Source organism: Lysobacter sp. SCRH-1R (assembly GCF_057747855.1).
The window spans coordinates 2,771,005-2,795,858 of sequence record NZ_CM173227.1 but is presented as its reverse complement, the minus strand read 5'-3'; the positions used below and the strand labels follow the sequence as shown (position 1 = coordinate 2,795,858).

Below are 24,854 nucleotides of genomic sequence, written 5' to 3'. Positions count from 1 at the left end.
AGGCTACTGCCGCCCAACTTCAAACGAAGCACGCCCCGACCCATCGACCCGCACCGTCATGAGCCGGTCGTACTCCGCCTCGCTCATCGGCGCGACTTCGCACGAACACAGCGCCGACGCGATATCCGGCACGGTGTTGCTATGACCCACGACCAGCACCGTCTGTCCCGCGTGCCGTTGCCGCAACCGCGTGGCGAAATCGGCGGCCGGCAGCTTCGCGTCGTAGGTGATCAGGGGCAGTCCATGTTCCTGCGCGGTCGGCGTCGCGGTCTGGCGGGTGCGCTGCAGCGGCGTGGTGTACACCGCGATCACCGGCACCGATGACAACCGCTGCGCCAGGGCCTGCGCGCGTGCGCGTCCCGCTTCGGTCAGCGGCGGATCCTTCGAACCGTCCGCGACCTTCTCCGCGTGGCGCACGATCACGAACGTCATCGACGCATGGTTGGGCGTCGCGGGCCCATCGCGATGCGCGCTCGCATCCGGAGCGGACGCACAGCCGGACAGCAGCGACAGGCACGAGGAAAGAACCAGGGCGGTGAGCGGCATCTTCATGCCGCCCACCATAGCCGACCTCACGCGGCCGGCTGAAGTGCCGTCAGGATGCCCTTGGCCGCCAGCACGCGCGACGAACCGTCCGGCAGGTCGAGCGTCATGCGCAGCTTGTCCGGCCCTTCCATCTTGTAGAGCTTCGGCTGGCCCTGGATCAGGCGGATGATCGCCATCGGATCGACGTTGGGCTTCTCGACGAAATGCACGCGACCACCGGCCTCGCCCAGGTCGAGCTTGCGGATGCCCAGTTCGGTCGCGCGCAGCTTCAGTTCGGCGACCGCGAACATGAACTTCGCCGCGTCCGGCAACAGGCCGAAGCGGTCGATCATCTCCACCTGCAACTCGCGCAGTTCGTCCGCATCGCGCGCGCCGCTGATGCGCTTGTAGAGCGTCAGGCGCGTGTGCACGTCGGGCAGGTAATCGTCGGGGATGAGCGCCGGCACGCGCAGCTCCACTTCCGCGCCGCGCGCTTCCACCGCGTCCACGTCCGGCAGCTTGCCCTGGCGGATCGAACGCACCGCGCGTTCCAGCAATTCGGTGTAGAGGCTGAAGCCGACTTCCGCCATCTGGCCGCTTTGTTCCTCGCCGAGCAGTTCGCCGGCGCCGCGGATTTCCAGGTCGTGCGTGGCCAGGGTGAAGCCCGCGCCGAGTTCGTCCATCGCCGCGATCGCATCGAGGCGCTTGCGCGCATCGTCGGTCATCGCCTTGCGATCGGGCACGACGAGATAGGCGTAGGCGCGGTGATGCGAACGACCGACGCGCCCGCGCAGCTGGTGCAGCTGCGCCAGGCCGAAGCGGTCGGCGCGGTGGATGATGATGGTGTTCGCGTTGGGGATGTCGATGCCCGATTCGATGATCGTCGTCGACAGCAGCACGTTGTAGCGCTGCTTGTGGAAGTCGAGCATCACGCGCTCCAGCTCGCGCTCCGGCATCTGGCCGTGCGCGACGCCAATGCGCGCCTCGGGCACCAGTTCGACCAGCTGGCGCTGCATGCGCCCGATGCTCTCCACGTCGTTGTGCAGGAAATACACCTGGCCGCCGCGCGACAGCTCGCGCTGGAACGCCTCGCGCAGCTGCATGTCGTCCCACGGCACGACGAAGGTCTGCACGGCGAGGCGATGCGCCGGCGGAGTCGCGATGATCGACAGATCGCGCAGGCCCGCCATCGCCATGTTGAGCGTGCGCGGAATCGGCGTGGCCGTCAGCGTGAGCAGGTGCACGTTCGCGCGCAGCGCCTTCAGCGCTTCCTTCTGGCGCACGCCGAAACGCTGTTCCTCGTCGACGATCACCGCGCCCAGGTCCTTGAAGCGCACGTCCTTCTGCAGCAGGCGGTGCGTGCCGACGATCACGTCGATGGTGCCTTCGGCGACCTTGGCCAGTTCCGTCTCGATCTCCTTCTTGGTCTTGAAGCGCGACAGCACTTCGACCCTGATCGGCCAATCGGCGAAACGGTCGCGGAAATTACGGTAGTGCTGTTCGGCCAGCAGCGTCGTCGGCACCAGCACCGCGACCTGCTTGCCGCCCATGGCGGTGGCGAACGCGGCGCGCACGGCGACCTCGGTCTTGCCGAAACCGACGTCGCCGCAGACCACGCGGTCCATCGGCTGGCTCGATGAAAGATCGCGCAGCACCGCTTCGATGGCCGCGTGCTGGTCGGGCGTTTCCTCGAACGGGAACGCCGCCGCGAACGGCTCGTACACCGCGCGGTCCACGTCGATCGCCAGTCCCGCGCGCGCCTGCCGCTTGGCCTGGATTTCCAGCAGTTCGGCGGCGACGTCGCGCACCTTTTCGGCAGCCTTGCGCTTGGCCTTCGTCCACTGCTCGCCGCCGAGCGAATGCAGCGGCGCGGTTTCTTCCGACGCGCCGGAATAGCGGTTGATCAGGTGCAGCTGCGCGACCGGCACGTACAACCGGTCGCCCTTCGCGTATTCGATTTCCAGGTATTCGGCGGGCATGCCGCCGGCTTCCAGCGTCACCAGGCCGCGATAACGGCCGACGCCGTGGTCTTCGTGGACGATCGGCGCGCCTTCGGTGAGTTCACCCAGGTCCTTGATGATCGCTTCCGGCTCGCGGCCGACGCGACGTCGGCGACGCGGCTGGCTCGCGCGTTCGGGGAACAGCTGGCGTTCGGTGAGGACGACGAAGGCGGGATCGGTGATCGCGAAGCCGTCCTCGAGCGGCGCGACCGCGATGGCGAACTTGGCGCCGTCCTCACGCTGGAATGCCGCGAAATCGGCGACGACGTCCGGCTTCAATGCGCCCGACTGCAGTATTTCCAGCAGCGCCTCGCGCCGGCCCGGCGAATCCGCCGCGATCAGCACGCGGCCGGGATAGCTCGACAGGAACGATTTGAGCGCATCGGCCGGCGCGTGATCGCGCGCGGCGACGGGCAATGCCGGTGCGGGCTGGTCGCCGAGCGCGCTCGCGCGTTCGCGCTGCGCATGGCCTTCGCCGCAGACCTCCACGCGTGCGCCGGCGTTGAGGCGCTCGCGCAGCGTGTCCGGCGGCAGGTACAGCGCGTCGGGCGGGAGCAGCGGGCGTTCCAGATCGTGACGACGCTGTTCGTAGCGCTCGCCGGTGTGCGTCCAGAACTGGCCGGCCGCCTCCATCGCGCCATCGGCGATCACCGGGAGCGTGTTCGCGTCGAGGTAATCGAACAGCGTGGACGTCGTATCGAAGAACAGCGGCAGGTAGTACTCGATGCCCGGAGGCGCCAGGCCGGCCTTCAGGTCCTGGTAGAGCGCGCTCCGGCGCGTATCGAGGTCGAACCGGTCGCGCAACGCATCGAGCGCGCGCTTGAGCGCGACATCGCTCAGCGGCACTTCGCGGCCGGGCAGCAGGTGCACCGCGTCGATTTTCTCCAGGGAACGCTGCGATTCTGGATCGAACGCGCGGATCGTCTCGATCTCGTCGTCCAGCAGCTCGACGCGGAACGGCTGGTCGGCGCCCATCGGATACACATCGAGCAACCCGCCGCGCACGGCGAAATCGCCTGGATCGAGCACCTGCGGCACGTGGCGGTAGCCGGCGGATTCCAGACGGCGTTTTTCCGCGTCGAGGTTCAGCCGCTGGCCGGTCTTCACGTCGAAACTGCCGCCGACCACGTGCTTGAGCGGTGCCAGGCGCTGCAGCAGCGTCTGCACGGGCACGATCACGATGCCGCGCTTGAGCGTGGGCAGGCGGTGCAGCGCGGCCAGTCGCTGGCTGACGATGTCCGGATGCGGGCTGAAGACGTCGTAGGGCAGGGTTTCCCAGTCGGGGAAACCGATCACCGGCAGGTCCGACTGCTGCGCGCCGAGCAGCGTGTGCAGGTCGGATTCGAGCTGGTGCGCTCCGTGGTTGTCGCGCGCGACCACCAGCAGCGGGGCGTCGTGCGCGGCAGCGGCGGCGGCGATGTGGAAGGCCAGCGCGGACGGCGAGGCCGGGGCGCGCCACCAGGCGCGCTGCTGGCCGGCGCGGGGCAGGGGGGGCGTCGGGAGTGCGGACTTCGGCATCGGAAGGATGTGGGGCGCGTGGGGCGGTGAAAACAAGGGCAGCGCCGGAAGCCGTCGCTCCCAGCGCAAAGAGCCCGCATTTTACGGAATCCCCCAATGAAGGCCGTGCCGCTGGAGGCGGTTGTGGCCCAGCTCCTGCGAGCAGGTCGCGAATAGAAGCGCGCCGCGGACATTCCGCCCGCGGCGCGCGTGCCCCCTCGCTACTGGAAAAACGAGTGATCGGGAACGGGAAACGAGCAGGCGTAGCCACTCGTTTCCCGTTCCTCTTCCCTCGTTCCTGGCCTCAAGGCCTGGCCTCGAACACCAGGTTGAACGGCGTCTGCGTCGCCCGCCGGAACCGCGTGAAGCCCGCGTCCAGCATCACCTGCCGCAGCCGCGCCTCGCCGGCCTGCGCACCGAGCGCCGGGCCGTTGCGCGCGAGCGACACCGGCACGCAGATCTGCGAGGACGCACCGTAATACACGCGACCGACCGGATTGAGGTTCTCCGCCACGCTGTCGCCGGCGAAGGGTTCGACCAGCATGCACGTGCCATCGGGCTTGAGCGCCTGCAACGCGTGCCGCGCCGCGCCGACGGGGTCGGCCATGTCGTGCAGGCAATCGAAGAAGCAGATCAGGTCGAAGTCCTTCTCCATGTAGCCGGTCGCGTCGGCCGCTTCGAACCGCGCGTTCTCCACGCCGGCCTGCCGCGCGCGCTCGCGGGCGACGTCGATCGACGGGCCGTGGTAGTCGAAGCCGTAGAACGTCGATTGCGGAAACGCACGCGCCATCAGCGAGGTGCTCGCGCCGTGGCCGCAGCCGACGTCGGCGGCCTTGGCGCCCGCGCGCAGCTTGTCGACCACGCCCTCCAGCGCGGGCAGCCACTCGGTCACCAGGTGCGCGTTGTAGCCGGCGCGGAAGAAGCGTTCGGTGCCATGGAACAGGCAGGGATGGTGCTCGCCCCATTCCATGCCCTGGCCGGTGCGGAAGTTGTCCTTGGTCTTTTCCAGCGCGTGGAAGGTCGCCTCGACGATCGAATACGCGCCGGGCAGGTCGACCGGCCCGCCGGGATCGGCCAGGCACAGCGCCTGTTCGGCGCTGAGCGAGTAGGTGTCGCTGGCGCGGTCGTACTCGACGTAGCCGCCGGCGGCCTGGTTGCCCAGCCATTCGCGGATGTAGCGCTCGTTGGTGCCGGTACGGCGGGCGAGGTCGGCCGCGCCCATCGGCTCGTCGGCGAGCGCGCGGTACAGGCCGAGCTGGTCGCCCACCAGCATGAGGGTGGCGCTGATCGCCGCGCCGAGGTCGCCCACGGCATGGCCGAGGAACTGGTTGAGGCGCTCTTCGTTGATGTTCATGGCGGGGATGTCCGGAAGCTGTCCGTTCGTGGACGCGCGCGGCTGTGCCTGCCGCGAGGCCCCCTGTCATCCCGTTCCAACGCGGCGGCCCTACGCGGCCGGCCACCCGGGGTCGCTCAGGCGGCCCTGGGCTTCAGATCGAGCCGCACGCGCACCAGCCCGGTGGCGTCCTGCCGGTTGCTGCGCTCGAAGCCCAGCGATTCGGCCAGCGACAGCATCGCCTGGTTGTGCTCGAACACGTCGCCGTAGACGCAGTCCAGCTTCTTGCCGCGCGCCCATTTCACCAGCCGGGTCATCAGGTACCGGCCCAAGCCCATGTTGGCGACGTAGTGGCTGACCAGGATGGCGAATTCGGCGTCGCGGCCGTTGTCGTCCACCGCGATGCGCGCGACCGCGCCGACCAGCGCCTCGCCCGGCGGCAGCGGCTCGGCCGCGACCAGCGCGAATTCGTTCTTGGGGTTGATGCGGGTCATCCGCTCGGCGGCTTCGGGCGTCATCTCCGACAACGCGTCGCGCTGGATGTCGGAAGAAAAGCGCTGTCGCACCTCCTCCGGCTGGAGCAGGGAAAAGCTGGCGCGGATCGGTTCTGCGTCTTCGGGGCGGATCGGACGAATCAATACTTCGCGTCCGTTGGGAAGACGCATCCGTTCGTGCCAGGGCGGGAGTCGTTCGCGCGCGGCCATGGGCGGATATTGGCACACTGCCCGTATTCACATTCTTCACGGGGCGGGCAGGCGATGGACGGCGCGAAGTTGCGGGAATGGGTGGGCGGCTGGCCGGGCGTGGAGTCCTCGATCAAGTGGGGCGAGGACCTGGTGTTCTCGGTCGCCGGGAAGATGTTCTGCGTCACCCGCGTGCACGGCACCGGCAGCCTGAGCTTCAAGGTCGAGGACGAGCGCTTCCTGGAACTGACCGGCCGCCCCGGCTTCGAACCGGCCCCGTACCTGGCGCGTGCGCACTGGGTGATGGTGGCCGATCCCGGGCGCGTGCCGGCGAAGGAACTGCAGGCGCTGCTGCGCCGCAGCTACGAGCTGGTCCGCGCGAAACTGCCGAAGAAGACGCAGCGCGAACTCGCCGATTGACGCCACCGGAAGCCGCCCGCGCGTGCCGGTTTGACGCAACCCACACGCGACGCCCGCATCGGCGCTACATGGGGCGATGCTAGACTCGCGCCGCTTTCGCAAATACCACGGCGCCACTCCCGGCGCGGCAAGGCTGGCCGGTTCAGCCCTGGTCTCACCCAACTCTTTAAGGACGACGCATGGCTGGTGGTGGTGATTCGACCCGCGCGATCTTGTTCGCGCTCGGTGCCAATTTCGCGATCGCGGTGGCCAAGGGCCTGGCCGCGTTCTTCACCGGCTCCAGCGCGATGCTGGCCGAGACCGTGCACTCGCTGGCCGACTGCGGCAACCAGTTGCTGTTGCTGCTGGGCATGCGCCAGGCCAAGGCACCGCCGTCGCCGGAATACCCGCTGGGATACGGTAAGGCGATCTACTTCTGGTCGTTCCTGGTGGCGGTGATGCTGTTCACCGTCGGCGGCATGTTCTCGCTGTACGAAGGCATCCACAAACTCCAGCATCCCGAGCAGTTGCAGGACTGGTGGTGGGCGGTCGGCGTGCTGGTGTTCGCCATCGCGGCCGAATCGGTATCGATGCGCGCATGCCTGCAGGAGGTCAACAAGGCGCGCGGCGACCGCAACCTGTGGCAGTGGTTCCGCGAAAGCCGCCAGGCCGAGCTGGTCGTCATCTTCGGCGAGGACCTCGCCGCGCTGCTGGGCCTGGTGTTCGCGCTGATCGCGGTGGTCATGGCGGTGGTCACCGGCAATCCGCTGTGGGATGCGGTGGGCACCATCGCCATCGGCGCGCTGCTGATCGTGGTGGCGGTGTTCGTCGCGATCGAAGTGAAGGCGATGCTGATCGGCCAGAGCGTGGATCCGGCGCGGCAGAAGCAGATGCGCGAATTCCTGGAGGCGCGCCCGGAAGTGCAGCGCGTGATCAGCCTGATCACGCTGCAGCTGGGCAACGAGGTGCTGGTGTCGGTGCAGGCGCAACTGCACGAGCGGCGCGACGTGGAGACGCTGGTGGACCAGATCAACGTGATCGAGCGCGCGCTGAAGCAGAGTTTCCCGGAAGTGCGCTGGAGTTTCTTCGAACCGGATTGCAAGGCGGTTTGAGGGTTCGAGGCGGGGGGCGGTTGGAGTAGTCGTCCCCAGGCATTCGCCGCATGACGGAGTTCTTCGTCCCCCGGGTAAGCGAAGCGCACCCGGGGACGCGGTCGCCTCTCCAACCCGGGTGCGCTTCGCTTACCCGGGCTGCAAAGCCGACATGAACGCAACCTACGCCGCGCGCACCAGCCACTCCAGCCGGCTTTCCGCCTGCGCGCCTTCGCCCAGTACCTTCGCCAGCAGCGGCAACACGCCGGCGAGCGTCTGGTCGAGCTGCCACGGCGGGTTGAGGATCAGCAGCCCGCTGCCGTTCATGCGCAGCGGGGAATCGTCGGCGCGCACCAGCAGTTCGGCGACGAACGAGGACTTCGCCGGCAGCGTCGCCGCACGGCGGTAGAACGGCTGCAGCGAGCGCCGCAGCTTGATCGGATACCACAGCGCGTAGATGCCCTGCGGCCAGCGCGTCAGCGCGTCGCGCAGCGCGGCCAGTGCGGTGTCGAACTCCTCCAGCTGCGCCTCGAACGGCGGATCGATCAGCACCAGCCCACGGTTGTAGCGCGTGGCACCGATGCGCGGCGGCAGCAGCGCCTTCATCGCCGCGTAGCCGTCGCGTTCGTGCACGGCGACGCGCGGGTCGCGCTCGAACACATGCCGAAGCTGTCCCGCTTCCTCCGGATGGAGTTCGCAGGCGGCGATACGGTCCTGCTCGCGCAGCGCGTGCGTGAGCAGCCAGGGGGAACCGGGGTAGGCCGTCGGCCCGTGCTCGTGACGGCACGCGCGCACCGCGGCCAGGTAGCGCGCGATGGCCGGGTGCTTCGGCGCCTCGGCCACCAGCCGCCCGATTCCACCCTCGGCCTCGCCGGTGCGCTGGGCCGAATTGCTGTCCAGCGCGTAAAGCCCGCGCCCGGCGTGCGTGTCCAGTGCGAACGCCGCCGCGGGCTTGGCGGTCAGGGTGTCGCACAGCGCGAGCACGGCGATGTGCTTGAGCACGTCGGCGTGGTTGCCGGCATGGAAGGCGTGGCGGTAGTTCATCGGGGATCGGGATTCGGGATTCGAAAGAGCCAGTATGCTCTTGCCTTCGATTTTACGAATCCCCGATACCGAATCCCCAATCCCGGCCCATGCGCATCCTCCTGGTGGAAGACGAACCCGCCATCGCCCAGGTCGTGCTGCACGCGTTGCGCGCGGACGGCTTCGAGGCGGTGCACTGCCTGACCGGCGGCGAGGCGCTGGCCGCGGCGCGCGGGCAGGCGTTCGACCTGGCGGTGCTCGACGTGGGGCTGCCGGACATCGGCGGCTTCGCGCTGTGCCGCGAATTGCGCCGCGAGCGCGACCTGCCCGTGATCTTCCTCACCGCGCAGGACGCCGAGGCCGACCGCATCCTCGGCCTGGAAATCGGCGCGGACGACTACGTGACCAAGCCGTTCTCGCCGCGCGAGCTGGTCGCGCGCGTGCGCGTCGTGCTGCGCCGGTTGCATGCGCCAGCGGCGCACGAGGATGGCGGTTTCGTGCACGACGCGGACGGTCATCGCATCCGCTACCGGGGCCGCACGCTCGACCTCACGCGCTACGAATACGGCCTGCTCGCCGCGCTGCTGCAACGCCCGGGCGCGGTGCTGTCGCGTGCGCAGTTGATGGACCGCGTGTGGGGCGATGCGCTGGAGAGCGGCGACCGCACCGTGGACACGCACATCAAGACCCTGCGCGCGAAGCTGCGCGAGGTCGCGCCCGACGCCGATCCGATCCGCACGCATCGCGGCCTGGGCTATTCGCTGGACGGTGGCGCATGAAGATCGGGCTGCGCATCTTCCTGGGCTATTTCCTGATCGTCGCGATCACCGGATTCCTGCTGGCGCAGGTGTTCGTCGCGCAGGTGAAGCCCGGCGTGCGCCAGGCGATGGAGGACACGCTGGTCGATACGGCGAACGTGCTCGCCGAACTGGCCACCGACGACTTTCTCGCCGGCCGCATCGACGACGGCGCCTTCGCCCGGCGCGTGCGCGCGATGGCCGGGCGCGATTACGGCGCGCAGATCTGGGGCTTCGGAAAGCGCACCTCGCAATATCGCATCTACGTCACCGACGCGCGCGGCATCGTCGTGTTCGACAGCGCCGGGCGCGACGTCGGGCGCGACTATTCGCGCTGGAACGACGTGTACCTGACGCTGCGCGGCCGTTACGGTGCGCGCTCCACGCGCAGCGAATACGCCGATCCGAATTCGACCGTCATGCACGTGGCGGCGCCGATCCGCGACGCGGGCGGGCGCATCGCCGGCGTGCTGACCGTTGCCAAGCCGAACCGCGCCATCGCGCCGTTCATCGAACGCAGCCAGCGCGCCGTGTGGCGCTGGGGCGCGCTGCTGCTGGGCGTGTCGCTGGCGACCGGGTTGCTCGCGGCGTGGTGGCTGTCGCGCCAGCTCGGCGCGCTGCGTCGCTATGCGAACGCGGTGACCGCGGGCGAACGCGCGCCATTGCCGCGCACGACCGGCGAGTTCGGCGAGCTCGGCCACGCGCTCGAAACCATGCGCACGCAGCTGGAAGGCAAGCAGTACGTCGAGCAGTACGTGCACACGCTCACGCACGAGATGAAGAGCCCGCTGGCGGCGATCCGCGGCAGCGCGGAGCTGCTGGAAGGTCCGCTGGACGAGGCCGATCGCACGCGTTTCGCCGCGACGATCCGCGCGCAGAGCGAGCGGCTGGCGCAGATGATCGACAAGATGCTGGCGCTGGCGGCGGTGGAGCATCGGCGCCGGCTCGAGCATCCCGAAGCGTTGTCGCTCGCGGAGGTCGTCGCCGATGCGGCGGCGCAGTGCGATACGCGCCTGTCGCAGGCGGGATTGCGCCTGTCGCTCGATCTGGCGCCGGGATTGCCGCCGGTGCAGGGCGATCGCTTCCTGTTGCGGCAGGCGGTGGTCAACCTGATCGGGAACGCGATGGATTTCTCGCCGCCCGGCGAGGCGATCGAAGTCGTGCTGCACGCGCAGGACGGCCGCCAGCGCGTGGAAGTGCGCGATCGCGGGCCGGGTGTTCCGGAGTACGCGCTGGGCCGCGTGTTCGAGCGGTTCTATTCGTTGCCGCGACCGGGGAATGGAAGCCGCAGCAGCGGGCTCGGGTTGCCCTTCGTGGCGGAAGTGGCCGCGCTGCATGGAGGCGAGGCGTCGCTGGTCAATCGCGACGGGGGCGGGGCGGTGGCGGTGCTGGTGGTGCGGGGCTGAAGCCAACAGCCTTGTGGCTTTTGTAGCCCGGGTAAGCGAAGCGCACCCGGGTTGGAGAGGCGACCGCGCCCCGGGTGCGCTTCGCTTACCCGGGCTACAAGGACTGCAAGAGCCCTGCGGCGTGACCGCATGTCCCGACCCTCACCCCAACCCCTCTCCCGGTGGGAGAGGGCTCAAACGCCGGCCACCCAGGACTTCACCCCCGCTTCACCGTCCCGCCATCGTCGCCCCACGCATTGCGCCCAAGCTCCCTGCGTCACATTCCACGGAGCTGGACCATGCGGTTGTTCCTGAAGATCGGTTTCGTCGTCGCGATGACCCTCGCGATCCTCATTCCCCTGCTGATGATCCGCGGTGTCATCCAGGACCGGCAGATGTACCGCGCGCAGGCGGTGTCCGACATCGCGCGCAGTTACGCCGGGGCGCAGTCGTTCGCCGGGCCGGTGCTGGTGGTGCCGTATACCGAAGAGGTCGAAGTCGAGGAGCCCGACCGCTTCAACGTCATCCGCAAGGTGCGCCGCGCCAAGACCTCGCAGTGGATCTTCTTCCCGACCGCGCTCGACGTGCGCGGGACGCTCGCGCCGGACACGCGCAAGCGCGGGCTGCACGAGGTGCGCGTGTACGAGTGGAAGGGCAAGGCGACGGCGAGCTTCAACGCGGTGATCCCCAGCGACGGCGATCCGGCCGCGCGCCGCATCGGCCGGCCGTGGCTGAGCTACGGCATCGCCGACGTGCGCGGCCTGCGTTCGACGCCGGTGCTGCGCGTGGACGGCCGCGACGTGCCGCTGCTGGAAGGGCAGGGCGCGCGCGACGGTTCCGGCCTGCACGCGCGGCTCGACGTGCCGCGACCGGGCGAGACGCTCGCGCTGTCCACCGAACTGGACCTGGTGCTGGGCGGTACCGAAACACTCTCGCTGGTGCCGCTGGGACGCAAGAACCGCTTCGCGCTGGATTCCAAGTGGCCGCATCCGAGCTTCGCCGGCACCTCGCCGCGCCAGGAGACCGACGCGTCCGGCTTCCGCGCCGACTGGGACATCGCGTCCGTCGCCAGCAACGCGCAGGGCCGGTTCCTGGGTGGCGCGGCGCTGGGCGAACTCGCGCGGGAGGAAGGCGTGAGCGTGTCGCTGATCGACCCGGTCGACATCTACACCCAGGCCGATCGCGCGACGAAGTACGGATTGCTGTTCGTCGTGCTCACCTTCGTCGGGTTCTTCCTGTTCGAACTCATCAAGCAGCTGCCGATCCACCCGATCCAGTACGGCCTGGTGGGCCTCGCGCTGGCGATCTTCTTCCTGCTGCTGGTGAGCCTGAGCGAACACATCCGCTTCCCGATCGCCTACCTCGTCGCCAGCGTGGCCTGCATCGGGCTGCTCGGCTTCTACCTGAGCGCCGTGCTGCGCAGCACCGCGCGCGGCATGGGCTTCGCCGCGATGCTCGCCACGCTGTACGCCGCGCTGTACGGATTGCTGGTGTCGGAGGACAACGCGCTCGTGCTCGGCGCGGGCCTGCTGTTCCTCGTGCTGGCGACGGTGATGGTGGTGACGCGCAAGGTCGACTGGTACCAACTGGCCGGTGCGCGCCCGGCGGTGCGTCAGGCATGAGTGAACGCGACCGTGGAGCGGGCAGCTCCGCGGTCGCTTTCGTCGCGCCTGCTTCCGTCCTTCGCCCAACCACCGGGGTCGCCTAACATGTACGTCATGGACGCAAAACCTGTCGAAACGCAGCGCCCGCTGCAGGTCCGCTGCTACAACGGCCTGGCGATCGAGCCCTGGCTGGGCCACCTGGCCGCGCTGCGCATCGCGGTGTTCCGCGACTGGCCGTACCTCTACGACGGCGACGAGGACTACGAAGCGGAGTACCTGCACACCTACCTGCGCTCGCCGCGCAGCGTGGCGGTGCTCGCGTTCGACGGCGATCTCGTCGTCGGCGCCTCCACCGGGCTTCCGCTGGCGGACGAATCGGAGGCCTTCACGGCGGCCTTCGCGAACATTTCGATCCCGCCGACGGACGTGTTCTATTGCGGCGAATCGGTGCTGCTGCCGCAGTATCGCGGGCGCGGCATCGGCCACCGTTTCTTCGACGAGCGCGAGGCGCACGCGCGCAGCTACGGCGAGTACGGCTGGACGGCGTTCTGTTCGGTGGACCGCGAAGCGACGCATCCGCGCAGGCCGGCCTTCCATCGCGGCAACGAGGCCTTCTGGCAAAAACGCGGCTATCGCCCGCGCCCGGAGCTGCGCGCGCACCTGCCGTGGCGCGAAGTCGGGCAGCGCGACGAGATCGACCACACCCTCACGTTCTGGCTGCGACCCCTGGAGCGCACCCGATGACCCAATCGCACGAACGCCCGGCCGCGCTGAAGGTGGCGGTGGCGAAGTACACGATCGACGCGCCGGCGGATTTCGACGCCTTCGCGCGCAAGCAGGCGCAGTGGCTGGACGAGGCGCAGGCGCTCGGCGCGCGCATCGCGGTGCTGCCCGAATATCTGTCGCTGGAACTTGCGGCGACCTTCGACGATGCGATCCGCGCCGACCTGCACGCCTCGCTCGCGGCGACGCAGCGGTATCACGGCGCGTTCGTCGAGCTGTTCTCGCGCCTGGCACGTGAGCGTGCGATGCACGTGGTCGCGGGCACCTTCCTGCTCGACACCGGGCGCGGGCGGTATCGCAACCGCAGTTACGCCTTCGCGCCCGACGGCGCGCACGTGTGGCAGGACAAGCTGCGCCTGACCGGCTTCGAGAAGCATACGGGCGTGATCGAATCGGGCGACGAGCTGAAGGTGTTCGAGACCGACGGCGTGCGCGGCGCCATCGCGGTCTGCTACGACAGCGAATTCCCGCTGCCGGTGCGCGCGCAATGCGAGGCGGGCGCGCGGTTGCTGATCGTGCCCAGTTGCACGGACACCGATGCGGGCGCGACGCGCGTGCGCGTGGGCTGCCTGGCGCGGGCGCTGGAGAACCGGTGTTTCGTCGCGCAGTCGGTGACCGCCGGCGAGGCGCCGTGGAGTCCGGCGCTGGACGTCAACACGGGCGAGGCGGCGCTGATCGCACCGATGGACGTGGGCCTGCCGCACGACGGGATGGTCGTGCAGACGCGCGGCGAACAGCATTGGGCGGTGGCGACGCTGGATTTCGGCGCGCTCGAAGCCAGTCGCGCGCACGCGCAGGTGTCCAACGATCGCGACTGGGCGGCGCAGTATTTCCCGAGCGTGGCGCGGGCGAAGGTGGTGCGCGCGGCGGCTTAGGGGCTTCGCTCTTGTAGCTTTTGTAGCCCGGGTGAGCGAAGCGCACCCGGGGCACGGTCGCCTCTCCAACCCGGGTACGCTTCGCTCACCCGGGCTACGAACGCCGCGCATCAGAACAGCGAAACGCCCGGCACCAGCCACAGCGAGAAGCCCGCCAGCGTCGTGCCGATCGCCGTCGCGGCCAGCACGTCGCTGGGGTAATGCAGGCCGAGCACCACGCGCGAGGCCGCCACGCTCGCGGTGAACGGCACCAGCACCCACGCCAGCACCGGGTAATGCGCCATGCCGACGAGGCTGAAGGCCACCGCATGCAGCGTGTGACCCGAAGGGAAGGAGAACTCGTCCAGCGGCGCGACCCACGCGTGGATGCGGCGGTCGGACGCGAACGGGCGCGGCCGGCGGGTCCAGCGCTTGAGCAGCTTGTAGAGCGTCAGCGCGATCACGCCCGTGGCCGCCAGGTGCGCCGACGCCGCCAGACCGTCCAGGCCGTCCACGACGATCAGCACGCCCATCAGCACGTACCAGAACACGCCGTCGCCCAGGCGGCTCACCGCCGCGAAGTACGAACGCGAACGGCCGCGTTCGCCCCAGCGGTTCGCGCGCAGGCACCAGCCGGAATCGCCGGCAGCGAAACGCTTCTGCAGGGACTGACGGTTCATGACGCCTCCCGTTCGGCCGTCGTGGTCATCGTGTCGGTCGCACCGCTGCGGCGCGCTTCGGACAGTTGCTGGAGCAGCGCGTCGAAGTCGGCGCTCACCTGTTCCGGGCGCAGCAGGCTCACTGCCTGCCGCGCGGCATCGCGCATCGATTCGCGGACCGTGTCGTCCGCGGCGATGCGCACGCATTGCGCGATGAATCCGCCTTCCTCGTTCGGCGCGATCGCCGCGCCATGCACGCCGTCGCGAAGGTATTCGCGCGCGGCGCCGTAATCGAACGCGACGGTCGGCACGCCGCTGGCGAGCGCTTCCAGGGTCACGTTGCCGAAGGTTTCGCTCAGGCTCGGGAAGACGAACAGGTCGCCGCTGGCGAAGTGACGCGCCAGCGCCTCCCCGCGCTGCACGCCGCAGAAGATGAAGTCGGGGTTGTCGTGCTCGAGTTTCGCGCGAGCCGGACCATCGCCGACCCAGACGAAGCGCGCGTCCGGACGCACATGCCGGATCTGCCGGAACGCGCGCACCGCGAGATCGAGGTTTTTCTCGGCAGCGATGCGGCCGACGTAGATCGCCACCAGCGTCTTCGGTCCGACGCCCCATTGCGCGCGCAACGCGTCGTCGCGGCGCGCCGGATCGAACAGCGCGGTGTCGACCGCGCGCGGCAGGCGCACGACATTCGCGAATCGCCGCGACTGCAGGAAATCCGCCAGCTCGCGCGTGGGCACCAGCGTGGCATCGGCATGGTTGTGGAAGCGTCGCATCCACGCCAGCGCGGTCCCGGTGAGGAAGGGCAGGCCGTAGTCGCGCATGTATTCGTCGAAACGGGTGTGGAAGCCGCTCGCCGCGGGAATGCCCAGCCGTCGGGCCGCGCGCAGCGCCGACCAGCCGAGCGGGCCTTCGGTGGCGACGTAGACGGCGTCCGGCCGCGCCTGCTTCCAGGCGTCGACCAGGCGCGAGGTGGCCGGCAGGCCCAGTCGCAGTCCCGGATAGCGTGGCAACGGCGCGCCACGGACCAGCATTTCGTGCGGGGCGGCCGTGTCCTGCGCGGACTGCCGGGGACGGACCAGCTGGACCTCGTGCCCACGCGAGCGCAGGCCCTGCTCCAGTCCCTGCACGGTCAGGGCGACGCCGTTGATTTCCGGCGGATAGGTTTCGCTGACGATCGCGTAGCGCATGCGCCGGTCCCCGGCCTGGGCAAGCCCGTTGCGCAATCGTGGTCGGCGGCGGTGAACCGGCGATGGCAGCGGCATGACGCGTGGATGACGCGAGGTTCGAAAAACCGCGACTGAAAACGGTTACCCGTTGCGATGCACGTGAAAGGTCCGTGTCGCCTACCACGCATGTCGATCCGATTAACAAATCCCTGCCTAGAATTAACCGCTTTGACATCCCCGAGGAGAGCGCGTGCACCGACGCGAAGTGTTGCTGGCCGGCCTGTCCTGGCCCGTCTGGGAATTGTTGGGGAGCGCGCCCGCGCGCGCATGGGCGCCGGCTGGCGCTCCCGTGGCATTCGATGCGGAATCCGTGGCGAAGATGGCCCAGGCGCTGGCCGCCAGGCCGTTCATGCCGCAGAACAAACAACTGCCGGCCTCGCTGGAACGCATCGGCTACGACGAGTACCGCAGCATCCGCTTCAATCCGGCGCAGGCCTTGTGGCGCGCCGAAGGGCTGCCGTTCCAGGCGCAGTTCTTCCACCGCGGCTTTTTCTTCCGCGATCGCGTGGACATCTACCAGGTGAGCGAGGGCAAGGCGACGCCGGTCGTCTACAAGCCGTCGCAGTTCACCTTCCAGGGCGTGAAGGCGCCCACCGAAACCGACCTGGGCTATGCCGGCTTCCGCCTGCACGCGCCGATCAACACGCCCGAGTACTTCGACGAGGTCGCCGCGTTCCTCGGCGCCAGCTACTTCCGCGCCGTCGCGAAGGGCCAGGCGTACGGGTTGTCCGCGCGCGGGCTGGCGCTGAAGACCGGCGGCCCGCAGGAGGAATTCCCGGTGTTCCGCGCGTTCTGGCTGGAGCGTCCGGCCAAGGGCGCGAAGCAGATCACCGTGCATGCGCTGCTCGACAGCCCCAGCGTGGCGGGCGCGTATCGCTTCACGATCACGCCGGGCGTGGAGACCGTGTTCGATGCGTCGGCACGGCTGTTCCCGCGCGTGGCGCTCGACCAGGTCGGCATCGCGCCGCTGACGAGCATGTTCCAGTTCGATTCCAACGATCGCGTCGGCATCGACGACTATCGCCCCGCCGTGCACGATTCCGACGGCCTGGGCATGGTCAACGGCCGCGGCGAGCAGATCTGGCGTCCGCTTTCGAATCCTTCGACGATCCAGGAAAGCGGCTTCGAGGACACCAACCCGCGCGGCTTCGGCCTGATGCAGCGCAAGCGCGCGTTCGCCGACTACGCCGACAGCGAGGCGCATTACGAGAAGCGCCCGAGCCTGTGGATCGAACCGCAGGGCGAGTGGGGCGAGGGCGCGGTGCACCTGTTCGAACTGCCGACGGCCGATGAATTCCACGACAACATCGTCGCCTTCTGGCGACCGAAGCAGCCGCTGGCCGCCGGCCGCGAGCACCGCTTCGACTACCGCATGCACTGGTGCGACCGGCACAGCTGGAAGCCGGAGCTTGCGATCGTCGCGCGCACGCGCATCGGCGGGCTGACCTTCGGCGAGAACGCGGGCAAGGCACGGCTGGTGGTGATCGATTTCGACGGCGGGCGCCTGGAGGGGCTGGGCGACAACGCGAAGGTCAAGGCCGACGTGTCCGCATCGAAGGGACGCATCGCCAACGTCACCGCGCATCCGAATCCCGGCGCGGGCGGCTGGCGCCTGGGCTTCGAACTCGTGCCCGGCAACGAACGCAGCATCGAACTGCGCGCGGTGCTCGGCGACGAGCGCGGGCCGCTCACCGAAACCTGGCTCTACCGGTGGACGCTGTGACCGAAGTGCGCGTGCCGACGATGGTGGACCTTCCGATGGGCGAGGCCGCGCCGCTGCTTCCGCCCGAATCCCCGCTGGCGATGCCGGTGCAGACCCTGCGCGAAGGCGCGCTGCGCAACGGAAGGCTCCCGACCACGCCGCGCGGCATGGCGATGCGGCGGCTGGCCGTGATCGGCGGCGCCGCGCTGCTGACGCTGATCGCCACCTACCAGATCTGGTGGGTGCTGCGCGGCGGCGGCATCGACGTGCTCGAAGGCGTCCTGCTGGTGCTCTTCGTCGGGCTGTTCGCGTGGATCGCGCAGGCGTTCGTGGGCTCGCTCGCGGGCTTCGTGCTGATCGTCGGACGGCATCGCGCGCGTCTCGGGCTGGATTCGGCGACCGAGCTGCCGCAGCTGGAATCGCGCACGGCCCTGCTGATGCCGACCTACAACGAAGATCCCGAGCGCCTGCTCGCGGGCCTGCAGGCGATCTTCGAATCGCTGCAGGCCACCGGGCAGATGGAGCGTTTCGACTTCTTCGTGCTCAGCGACACGACCCGGCCCGCCATCCAGGCGCATGAGGAGCGCGCGTTCCACAAACTGCGCGAGCGCACCGGCGGGCAGGCGAACCTGTTCTACCGTCATCGCAAGGACAATCGCGAACGCAAGGCCGGCAACGTCGCCGAATGGGTGCGGCGTTTCGGCGGCGCATACCCGCAGATGCTGATCCTGGACGCCGACAGCCTGATGACCGGCGACACCATCGTGCGCCTCGTCGGCGCGATGGAGCGCAACCCCGACGTCGCGCTGGTGCAGACGCTGCCGATGATCGTCAACGGCAACACGCTGTTCGCGCGCATGCAGCAGTTCGCCGGGCGCGTGTACGGGCCGGTGATCGCGCACGGCATCGCGTGGTGGCACGGCGCGGAAAGCAATTACTGGGGCCACAACGCGATCATCCGCACGCGCGCGTTCGCGGAAGAGGGCGGCCTGCCCGAGCTGCGCGGGCCCAAGCCGTTCCGCGGCACGGTGCTGAGCCACGACTTCGTCGAAGCGGCGCTGATGCGTCGCGGCGGCTGGGCGCTGCACATGGTGCCCAACCTCGGTGGCAGCTACGAGGAAGGCCCGCCGTCGCTCACCGACATGCTGGTGCGCGACCGCCGCTGGTGCCAGGGCAACCTGCAGCACGGCGCGGTGCTGCCGGCGAAGGGACTGCACTGGGTGAGCCGCTGGCACCTGATGATGGGCATCGGCCATTACTTCACCTCGCCGATGTGGGCGATGCTGATGCTGGTCGGCCTGGCGATCCCGCTGGTCAACGCGGGGCTGGGAAGCGATGCGTTCTCGCTGCCGGGCTTCTCGCCTTCGACCTACTGGCGCGAACAGGACCCGGAGCGGTTCCTGTGGGTGTTCATCCTGACGATGTCGGTGCTGCTGGCGCCGAAGTTCATGGGCTGGCTCACGCTGTTCTTCGACCGCGAAACGCGGCGCGGCTGCGGCGGGATCGTGCGGTCGTTCCTGAGCATGCTGCTGGAAACGCTGCTGGCTGCGTTGATGGCGCCGGTGACGATGTACGTGCAGTCGCGCGGCGTCGCCGAAGTGCTGGCCGGCAAGGACTCGGGCTGGGACGCGCAGCGTCGCGACGACGGCACGCTGCCGCTGTCCGGACTGGTGCGCAGCTACGGCGGCGTCACGTTGCTCGGCGTGATCGCCGGCGTGGGCGCGTACCTCGTCTCGCCGTCGCTGGCGGCGTGGATGGCGCCGGTGATCCTGGGTTTGCTGCTGTCGATTCCCATCGTGGCGTTCACCTCGTCGCGCGGACCGGGCATGTTCCTGCGGCGCATGAAGATCTTCTCGATCCCGGAAGAGCACACGCCGCCGACGGTGCTGGTGCGCGCGGCCGAGCTGCGCGCGCAGGTGGCCGAACATGTGGAGCCGCCCGAGCCGCACCTGTAGTTGATGTCGGCCCCTCTTCCGTCGGAAGAGGGGGGGGTGGTCGGTAGAGAGTCAACGCACGCGATCGCGGTGCGCGCGGCGCCTTCGGCAAAAGCGAAATGGGTTCCAGCTTTCGCTGGAATGACGAGATGAGGCGGATGGCGTGGCAGCCTGGATCCCGGCCTTCGCCGCGATGACGGCCAGGCTTTTGTAGCCCGGGTAAGCGCAGCGCACCCGGGTGAACGTGACAGCTCCCGGGTGCGCTGCGCTTACCCGGGCTACAAGAGCAACAGCGGATGAGGCGGAATCACACCGCTTCGAGCTTCAAGATGATCCCCAGCCCCGCGATATCGTCCGGCTCGCCTTCCAGGTCCGCGCGCACGAGCGGGCGCGCGTCGAGCCAGCGGCGCGAGACGCACAGGGTCAGCGTGTTGCCGTCGGCCTTCGCATCCAGTTGCGGGATCGGATCGGCCTCGTGCGCGCGATGCAGCAACACGGCCAGGCGCAGCAGGCAGGCGAGGCGTCGCGCCGACATCAACAGGCGGTCTGGCAGGGCGTCGAAGGCGGATTTCGGAATGTTGCGCCGATGCGTGCGCACCAGTGCGGCGAGGAACTGCTGCTGCTGGCGCGAGAAACCGGCGATATCGGAATGCTCGACGATGTACGCGCCATGCACGTGGTATTGGCTGTGCGCGATGGCGAGGCCGAGTTCGTGCAGGCGCGCGGCGCGTTGCAGCATCAGGCTGTCGTCCGCGTCCAGCGACCACGCCTGCGCGACCTGTTCGAACAGCCGCAGCGCGGTGCCGACCACGCGCCTCGCCTGGCCGTCGTCGACGCCGTAACGCTGCATCAGCGCGGCCACCGATGCATCGCGCGGATCGTCCGCGCCACCGCGGCCGAGCATGTCGTACAGCACGCCTTCGCGCATCGCCGCCTTGCTCACGGCCATGCGCTTGAGGCCGAGCGCGTCGAACGCGGCCTCCAGGATCAGCACGCCGCCGGCGATCACCGGGCGACGATCGGACGACAGGCCGGGCAGGTCGATGGCGTCGATGCGATCGGCCTGCAAAAGCCTGTCCCGCAACACGGGCAGCGCTTCGGCGGTCACCGCGCCCTTGGTCAGCTTCATCGCCGCGCAGATGTCGCCGATGGCCTTGTTGGTGCCGGACGCGCCCAGCGCCTCGTTCCAGCCGAGCGCGCGATAGGTGCCGGCGAACTGCTGGAACTCGGCGGTGACTTCGGTCAGCGCGTCCTTCCATTTCCTGCGCGAGAGCTTGCCGCTCTCGAAGAAACGCCGGGTGGTGGCGATGCAGCCCAGCTGCAGGCTCTCGCGTTCGATCGCCTCGAAGCCGGAGCCGATGATGCATTCGGTCGAACCGCCGCCGATGTCGATCACCAGGCGCAGCTCGCCCGGGCGCGCGGGCTGCGCGTGGGCGACGCCAAGGTAGATCAGGCGCGCCTCCTCGCGGCCGGCGACGACTTCGATGGCGTGGCCCAGCGCGGTTTCGGCCGGCATCAGGAACGCCTGCGGCATGGCGAGCCGACGCACGGTGTTGGTGGCGATGGCACGAACGCGCTGCGGCGGGATGTCGCGGATGCGCTGGCCGAAGCGGGCCAGGCATTCCAGCGCGCGCTGGCGCACGTCGGGCGACAGGCCGCCTTTGCGATCGAGGCCTTCGGCCAGGCGGACGGTCTCGCGCAGGCGGTCGACGATGCGCAGCTGGCCGAGCACGTAACGCGCGACGACCATGTGGAAGCTGTTGGATCCAAGGTCGACGGCGGCGAGGAGGTCGCCATCGACGAGCGGCAGTTTGCTGGTGGGGAAGGCGTCGCTCATGCGCACATGATCCCCGGTCGGCCCCGCAGCCGTAAATGGGGACGAAGTTCACGCATTGGCGCGCGCCGCCGGTCCATGGCCGCGGTGCGTCAGGCGCCCACGTTCCCGAGCAGCGACAGCTGGGCCGAATGCGGCGTCTCGCCCGGTGCGGGCGACAGGCGCACGTAGCTGCCGTCGGACTGCAGCGTCCACGCGCTGCAGTTGTCGGCGAGGTAGTTCGCCAGCGCTTCCTCGTACACGCGCTGCGCCAGTTCCGGCGCGAGGACCGGGAAACCGGTCTCGATGCGGCGGAGCAGGTTGCGTTCGAGCCAGTCGGCGCTTGAGCAGAACAGGTCCGGATCGCCGTCGTTGGCGAACCAGTAGACGCGATGGTGTTCGAGGAAGCGCCCGATGATCGAACGCACGCGGATGTTCTCCGAAATGCCGGGCAAACCCGGCCGCAGCGTGCACGCGCCGCGCACGATCAGGTCGATCTGCACGCCCGCCTGCGAGGCCATGTACAACGCGCGCACGACCTGCGGCTCGTTGAGGGCGTTCATCTTGGCGATGATGCGCGCCGGCTTGCCGGCCTTCGCGTGGCGGGTTTCGCGATCGATCCGCTTGAGCACGCCCGCGTGCAGCGTGAAGGGCGATTGCAGCAGGCGCTTGAGCTTGATCGTCGGCGCCAGGCCCGACAGCTGCTGGAAGATCAGGTGCACGTCGTTGCCGATGTCCGGATCGGCGGTGAACAGGCCGAAGTCGGTGTAAACGCGCGCCGTGCCGCTGTGGTAATTGCCGGTGCCCAGGTGCACGTAACGGCGCAGCTTGCGGCCTTCGCGACGCACGATGAGCATCATCTTCGCGTGCGTCTTGTAGCCGACGACGCCATACACGACCTGCACGCCCGCGTCCTGCAGACGGTCGGCGAGGCCGAGGTTGGCTTCTTCGTCGAAACGCGCGCGCAATTCGACCACCACCGTCACGTCCTTGCCGTTGCGCGCGGCCTGCACGAGGCTGTCGACGATCGGCGAATCCTTGCCCGTGCGGTACAGCGTCTGCTTGATCGCCAGCACGTTGGGATCTTCCGACGCCTGCTTGAGCAGTTCCAGCACCGGCGTGAAGGCATCGAAGGGATGGTGCAGCAGCACGTCGCCTTCGGCGATCTTGTCGAACATCGCTTCCACGCCACCGAGCAGGCGCGGCTGGAACGGCATGAACTTCAGGTCCGGACGCTGCACCAGGTCGTACACCTGGATCACGCGGTTGAGGTTCACCGGACCGTTGATCCGGTAGACGGCGTTCTCGGTGAGGTCGAAGTTCTCCAGCAGCGTGCGCACGATGTCGTCGGGGCACTGCTCGGCGATCTCCAGCCGCACCGCGCGCAGGTAGCCGCGACCGACGAGTTCGTCGCGCAGCGCGAGTGCGAGGTTCTCGACCTCGTCCTCGTCGACGATGAGCTCGGAATTTCGCGTGACGCGGAACTGGTACGCGCCCTTCACCTGCATCCCGGGGAAGAGTTCGTCGACGAACGCCGACAGCACGGCGGACAGGAACACGAAATCGTGCTTGCCGCCGGAGACTTCGTCGGGAATCTGGATGATGCGCGGCAGCGAACGCGGCGCGCGCACGATGGCCAGGTGGCCCTCGCGGCCGAACGCGTCCTTGCCCTTGAGCACGACGACGATGTTCAGCGACTTGTTGAGGATCTTCGGAAACGGATGCGCCGGGTCCAGGCCGAGCGGCGACAGCACCGGCATGATCTCGTCGCGGAAGTACTCGCGCAGCCACTGCGTCTGCTGCTCGCTCCAGCCGTCGCGATGCATCACGCGCACGCCGGCCTCGGCCAGCGCCGGGCGCAGTACGTGGTTCCAGCATTCGTACTGCGACTGCACCAGTTCCGCGGCGCGATCGTGGATGCGCGCGAGCACGGTCGCCGGCGAGAGTCCGTCCGGGCCCGGCGGCACGCCCAGGTCCTGCGCGTGGCGCAGGGTGCCGGCGCGGATCTCGAAGAATTCGTCGAGGTTGGTGCAGGAAATGCACAGGTAGCGCAGCCGTTCGAGCAGCGGGACCTGCGGGTCCTGCGCCTGCGCCAGCACGCGGAAATTGAAGTCCAGCGCGGACAGTTCGCGGTTGAAGTACAGCTCGCTGTCGCGCAGCGGATCGGTGTCGAGCGGGCTGGTGTCGACCGCGGCGATGTTCATGGCACAACCTCCGACAGCGCGAATTCATCGCGCGGGCGCACGCGTTCGGCGCCGAAATGGCAGGAGAACGTGCTGCCGCGCCCGACTTCGCTGGCGATTTCCAGCCGCGCCTGGTGCAGGTTCAGCACGTGCTTGACGATGGAAAGCCCGAGCCCCGTGCCGCCGCTTTCGCGCGAGCGGCTGGTGGAGACGCGGTAGAAGCGTTCGGTGATGCGCGGCAGGTGCGCGGCGGGAATGCCGTAGCCGCTGTCGATCACCTCCAGCACCGCGCCCTTGTCCTCGCGGCGGAACTGGATGCGGATCGCGCCGCCGGCCGGCGTGTAGCGCACCGCATTGCTGACCAGGTTGGAGAACGCGCTGTGCAGTTCCTTGTTCGAACCCCACAGGTCCACGCCCGCGCTGTCCTCGACGATGACCTCGTGGCGGCCCTGGCTCAGCGCCGCGGCTTCGCGCCGCAACGTCGCCAGCATCGGCGCCATCGACACGGTTTCCTCGCCCGGCAGGCTGTCCTGCGATTCAAGGCGCGAGAGCATCAGCAGGTCCTCGACCAGCTGGGTCATGCGCTGCGACTGGCGCTGCATCTCGGCGAGCATCGGCGCCCAGTCGGGATGTTCGTCCGGATCGAGCATGTCGAGGTAGCCGTGCACGACGGTGAGCGGCGTGCGCAGTTCGTGCGAGACGTTGGCGACGAAATCGCGGCGCATCTGTTCCAGTTGCAGCAGGCGGCTGACGTCGCGCGCGACCAGCATCCACAGGTCGTCGGAGTAGGGGATCAGGCGCAGGCTGAGCGTGACGGCCGGATTCCACGGCGAGGCGATTTCCAGCGTCTCGGCGTTGCGGCCCGAGGCCAGCCAGTGCGACAGCTGCAACGGTTGCAGGCGGTTCGCGAGCGGCGCGCCGATGTCGCGCGGATAGCGCAGCTGCAGCAGGCTGTTGGCCGAATGGTTGAACCACTGGATGCGCTGGCTGTTGCGTTCGACCACGACGATGGCGTCGGGCATCGCGGCCGCGGCGGCGCGATAGGCGCGCAGCATTTCGATCAGGCGTTTCTTGCGTGCGCGCATTTCGGACTGGCTGCGGTGCAGCAGGCGGTCGAGTTCGTTCCAGATGCCATCGCCCGTGGGCGGCTTCAGGCGCTGGCGAGCGGTCAGGCGCAGCAGCACGCCGCGGAGGCGCCAGTAATGCCAGGCGACCACGCCGAGCGCGGCGATGGTGATCACCGGCCAGGGATGTCCGATCAGCAATCCCGCCACCGCCGCGCCCGCCAGGATCAGGGCGAGCTGGCCGAGGGTGCGTAGCCAGGCGGAGTGGGATCGGGGAGGCATGGTCGAGAAGTGAG

The 24,854-nt window shown here is 68.9% G+C and carries 19 protein-coding genes; 9 read left to right on the top strand and 10 right to left on the bottom strand.

All coding sequences use genetic code 11. The features are described 5' to 3' along the window. Positions 1-3: 3 nt before the first annotated feature. The 4 genes from AC3ANK_RS12730 to AC3ANK_RS12715 all read right to left on the bottom strand — a co-directional run bounded on the left by AC3ANK_RS12730 (position 4) and on the right by AC3ANK_RS12715 (position 6,059). Positions 4-552 (bottom strand): phosphoglycerate mutase family protein, encoded by a 549-nt coding sequence (locus tag AC3ANK_RS12730; protein WP_484171353.1) that lies wholly within the window; start codon positions 550-552, stop codon positions 4-6. Positions 553-572: 20 nt separating this feature from the next. Beyond that, entirely contained in the window at positions 573-4,043 is a 3,471-nt protein-coding gene (gene mfd / locus AC3ANK_RS12725) for a transcription-repair coupling factor (protein WP_484171352.1), read from the bottom strand. A 283-nt stretch (positions 4,044-4,326) separates the two neighbouring features. Further along, on the bottom strand, positions 4,327-5,376 hold the full coding sequence (locus AC3ANK_RS12720) for a class I SAM-dependent methyltransferase (protein ID WP_206861136.1): 1,050 nt from the start codon (positions 5,374-5,376) through the stop codon (positions 4,327-4,329). A 116-nt stretch (positions 5,377-5,492) separates the two neighbouring features. Further along, on the bottom strand, positions 5,493-6,059 hold the full coding sequence (locus AC3ANK_RS12715) for a GNAT family N-acetyltransferase (protein WP_206861135.1): 567 nt from the start codon (positions 6,057-6,059) through the stop codon (positions 5,493-5,495). A gap of 54 nt (positions 6,060-6,113) precedes the next feature. On the opposite strand from AC3ANK_RS12715, the gene AC3ANK_RS12710 reads away from it, so the two are divergent. After that, positions 6,114-6,458 carry an MmcQ/YjbR family DNA-binding protein gene (locus AC3ANK_RS12710; protein WP_206861134.1) on the top strand — a complete coding sequence of 115 codons (345 nt, stop codon included), beginning with the start codon at positions 6,114-6,116 and terminating at the stop codon, positions 6,456-6,458. A 179-nt stretch (positions 6,459-6,637) separates the two neighbouring features. After that, the gene (locus AC3ANK_RS12705; protein WP_206861133.1) at positions 6,638-7,549 is read left to right on the top strand and encodes a cation diffusion facilitator family transporter; all 912 of its coding nucleotides are present in this window, start codon (positions 6,638-6,640) and stop codon (positions 7,547-7,549) included. Positions 7,550-7,711: 162 nt separating this feature from the next. Here the strand turns inward: AC3ANK_RS12705 and AC3ANK_RS12700 are convergent, their stop codons facing one another. Then, complete coding sequence (locus AC3ANK_RS12700; RefSeq protein WP_484171351.1) at positions 7,712-8,572, bottom strand: 23S rRNA (adenine(2030)-N(6))-methyltransferase RlmJ; 861 nt, start codon at positions 8,570-8,572, stop codon at positions 7,712-7,714. A gap of 89 nt (positions 8,573-8,661) precedes the next feature. Here AC3ANK_RS12700 and creB point away from each other — a divergent pair, with 89 nt between their 5' ends. The 5 genes from creB (at position 8,662) to AC3ANK_RS12675 (ending at position 13,995) form a co-directional block, all read left to right on the top strand. Further along, positions 8,662-9,330 (top strand): two-component system response regulator CreB, encoded by a 669-nt coding sequence (creB, locus tag AC3ANK_RS12695; RefSeq protein ID WP_484171350.1) that lies wholly within the window; start codon positions 8,662-8,664, stop codon positions 9,328-9,330. Continuing rightward, positions 9,327-10,754, top strand: a complete 1,428-nt coding sequence (gene creC, locus AC3ANK_RS12690) for a two-component system sensor histidine kinase CreC (protein ID WP_484171349.1) — start codon at positions 9,327-9,329, stop codon at positions 10,752-10,754. Before creB ends, creC begins: the two co-directional genes overlap by 4 nt. Positions 10,755-11,032: 278 nt before the next feature. Further along, entirely contained in the window at positions 11,033-12,355 is a 1,323-nt protein-coding gene (gene creD, locus AC3ANK_RS12685; RefSeq protein ID WP_206861129.1) for a cell envelope integrity protein CreD, read from the top strand. A 96-nt stretch (positions 12,356-12,451) separates the two neighbouring features. Continuing rightward, on the top strand, positions 12,452-13,081 hold the full coding sequence (locus AC3ANK_RS12680; protein WP_206861128.1) for a GNAT family N-acetyltransferase: 630 nt from the start codon (positions 12,452-12,454) through the stop codon (positions 13,079-13,081). A 26-nt stretch (positions 13,082-13,107) separates the two neighbouring features. Next, positions 13,108-13,995: a carbon-nitrogen hydrolase family protein gene (locus tag AC3ANK_RS12675; RefSeq protein WP_484172878.1), complete on the top strand. Its 888-nt coding sequence runs from the start codon at positions 13,108-13,110 to the stop codon at positions 13,993-13,995. Positions 13,996-14,105: 110 nt separating this feature from the next. On the opposite strand, the gene AC3ANK_RS12670 is transcribed toward AC3ANK_RS12675, so the two are convergent. Both AC3ANK_RS12670 and AC3ANK_RS12665 read right to left on the bottom strand, forming a co-directional pair. Next, positions 14,106-14,654 (bottom strand): phosphatase PAP2 family protein, encoded by a 549-nt coding sequence (locus AC3ANK_RS12670; protein ID WP_206861127.1) that lies wholly within the window; start codon positions 14,652-14,654, stop codon positions 14,106-14,108. Next, positions 14,651-15,823, bottom strand: coding sequence for a glycosyltransferase family 4 protein (locus AC3ANK_RS12665; RefSeq protein WP_484171348.1), 1,173 nt, complete (start codon positions 15,821-15,823; stop codon positions 14,651-14,653). The genes AC3ANK_RS12670 and AC3ANK_RS12665 overlap by 4 nt, the downstream gene beginning before the upstream one ends. Before the next feature lie 229 nt (positions 15,824-16,052). On the opposite strand from AC3ANK_RS12665, the gene AC3ANK_RS12660 reads away from it, so the two are divergent. Both AC3ANK_RS12660 and mdoH read left to right on the top strand, forming a co-directional pair. Continuing rightward, positions 16,053-17,585 carry an OpgD/OpgG family glucan biosynthesis protein gene (locus AC3ANK_RS12660; RefSeq protein WP_484171347.1) on the top strand — a complete coding sequence of 511 codons (1,533 nt, stop codon included), beginning with the start codon at positions 16,053-16,055 and terminating at the stop codon, positions 17,583-17,585. Positions 17,586-17,596: 11 nt separating this feature from the next. Then, the gene (mdoH, locus tag AC3ANK_RS12655) at positions 17,597-19,519 is read left to right on the top strand and encodes a glucans biosynthesis glucosyltransferase MdoH (RefSeq protein ID WP_425492575.1); all 1,923 of its coding nucleotides are present in this window, start codon (positions 17,597-17,599) and stop codon (positions 19,517-19,519) included. A gap of 286 nt (positions 19,520-19,805) precedes the next feature. On the opposite strand, the gene ppx is transcribed toward mdoH, so the two are convergent. From ppx to phoR, 3 genes are all read right to left on the bottom strand, one after another. After that, a complete protein-coding gene (gene ppx / locus AC3ANK_RS12650; protein ID WP_206861124.1) occupies positions 19,806-21,335 on the bottom strand; it encodes an exopolyphosphatase in 1,530 nt (509 codons plus the stop codon). A gap of 89 nt (positions 21,336-21,424) precedes the next feature. Continuing rightward, a complete protein-coding gene (gene ppk1 / locus AC3ANK_RS12645; RefSeq protein WP_206861123.1) occupies positions 21,425-23,515 on the bottom strand; it encodes a polyphosphate kinase 1 in 2,091 nt (696 codons plus the stop codon). Then, positions 23,512-24,840: a phosphate regulon sensor histidine kinase PhoR gene (phoR, locus tag AC3ANK_RS12640; protein ID WP_206861122.1), complete on the bottom strand. Its 1,329-nt coding sequence runs from the start codon at positions 24,838-24,840 to the stop codon at positions 23,512-23,514. Before phoR ends, ppk1 begins: the two co-directional genes overlap by 4 nt. Positions 24,841-24,854 lie beyond the last annotated feature (14 nt).

Coding starts and splice junctions, on each gene's coding strand:
- AC3ANK_RS12730 (WP_484171353.1), bottom strand. CDS start 552: ATGAAGATGCCGCTCACCGCCCTGGTTCTTTCCTCGTGCCTGTCGCTG.
- mfd (WP_484171352.1), bottom strand. CDS start 4,043: ATGCCGAAGTCCGCACTCCCGACGCCCCCCCTGCCCCGCGCCGGCCAG.
- AC3ANK_RS12720 (WP_206861136.1), bottom strand. CDS start 5,376: ATGAACATCAACGAAGAGCGCCTCAACCAGTTCCTCGGCCATGCCGTG.
- AC3ANK_RS12715 (WP_206861135.1), bottom strand. CDS start 6,059: ATGGCCGCGCGCGAACGACTCCCGCCCTGGCACGAACGGATGCGTCTT.
- AC3ANK_RS12710 (WP_206861134.1), top strand. CDS start 6,114: ATGGACGGCGCGAAGTTGCGGGAATGGGTGGGCGGCTGGCCGGGCGTG.
- AC3ANK_RS12705 (WP_206861133.1), top strand. CDS start 6,638: ATGGCTGGTGGTGGTGATTCGACCCGCGCGATCTTGTTCGCGCTCGGT.
- AC3ANK_RS12700 (WP_484171351.1), bottom strand. CDS start 8,572: ATGAACTACCGCCACGCCTTCCATGCCGGCAACCACGCCGACGTGCTC.
- creB (WP_484171350.1), top strand. CDS start 8,662: ATGCGCATCCTCCTGGTGGAAGACGAACCCGCCATCGCCCAGGTCGTG.
- creC (WP_484171349.1), top strand. CDS start 9,327: ATGAAGATCGGGCTGCGCATCTTCCTGGGCTATTTCCTGATCGTCGCG.
- creD (WP_206861129.1), top strand. CDS start 11,033: ATGCGGTTGTTCCTGAAGATCGGTTTCGTCGTCGCGATGACCCTCGCG.
- AC3ANK_RS12680 (WP_206861128.1), top strand. CDS start 12,452: ATGGACGCAAAACCTGTCGAAACGCAGCGCCCGCTGCAGGTCCGCTGC.
- AC3ANK_RS12670 (WP_206861127.1), bottom strand. CDS start 14,654: ATGAACCGTCAGTCCCTGCAGAAGCGTTTCGCTGCCGGCGATTCCGGC.
- AC3ANK_RS12665 (WP_484171348.1), bottom strand. CDS start 15,823: ATGCGCTACGCGATCGTCAGCGAAACCTATCCGCCGGAAATCAACGGC.
- ppx (WP_206861124.1), bottom strand. CDS start 21,335: ATGAGCGACGCCTTCCCCACCAGCAAACTGCCGCTCGTCGATGGCGAC.
- ppk1 (WP_206861123.1), bottom strand. CDS start 23,515: ATGAACATCGCCGCGGTCGACACCAGCCCGCTCGACACCGATCCGCTG.
- phoR (WP_206861122.1), bottom strand. CDS start 24,840: ATGCCTCCCCGATCCCACTCCGCCTGGCTACGCACCCTCGGCCAGCTC.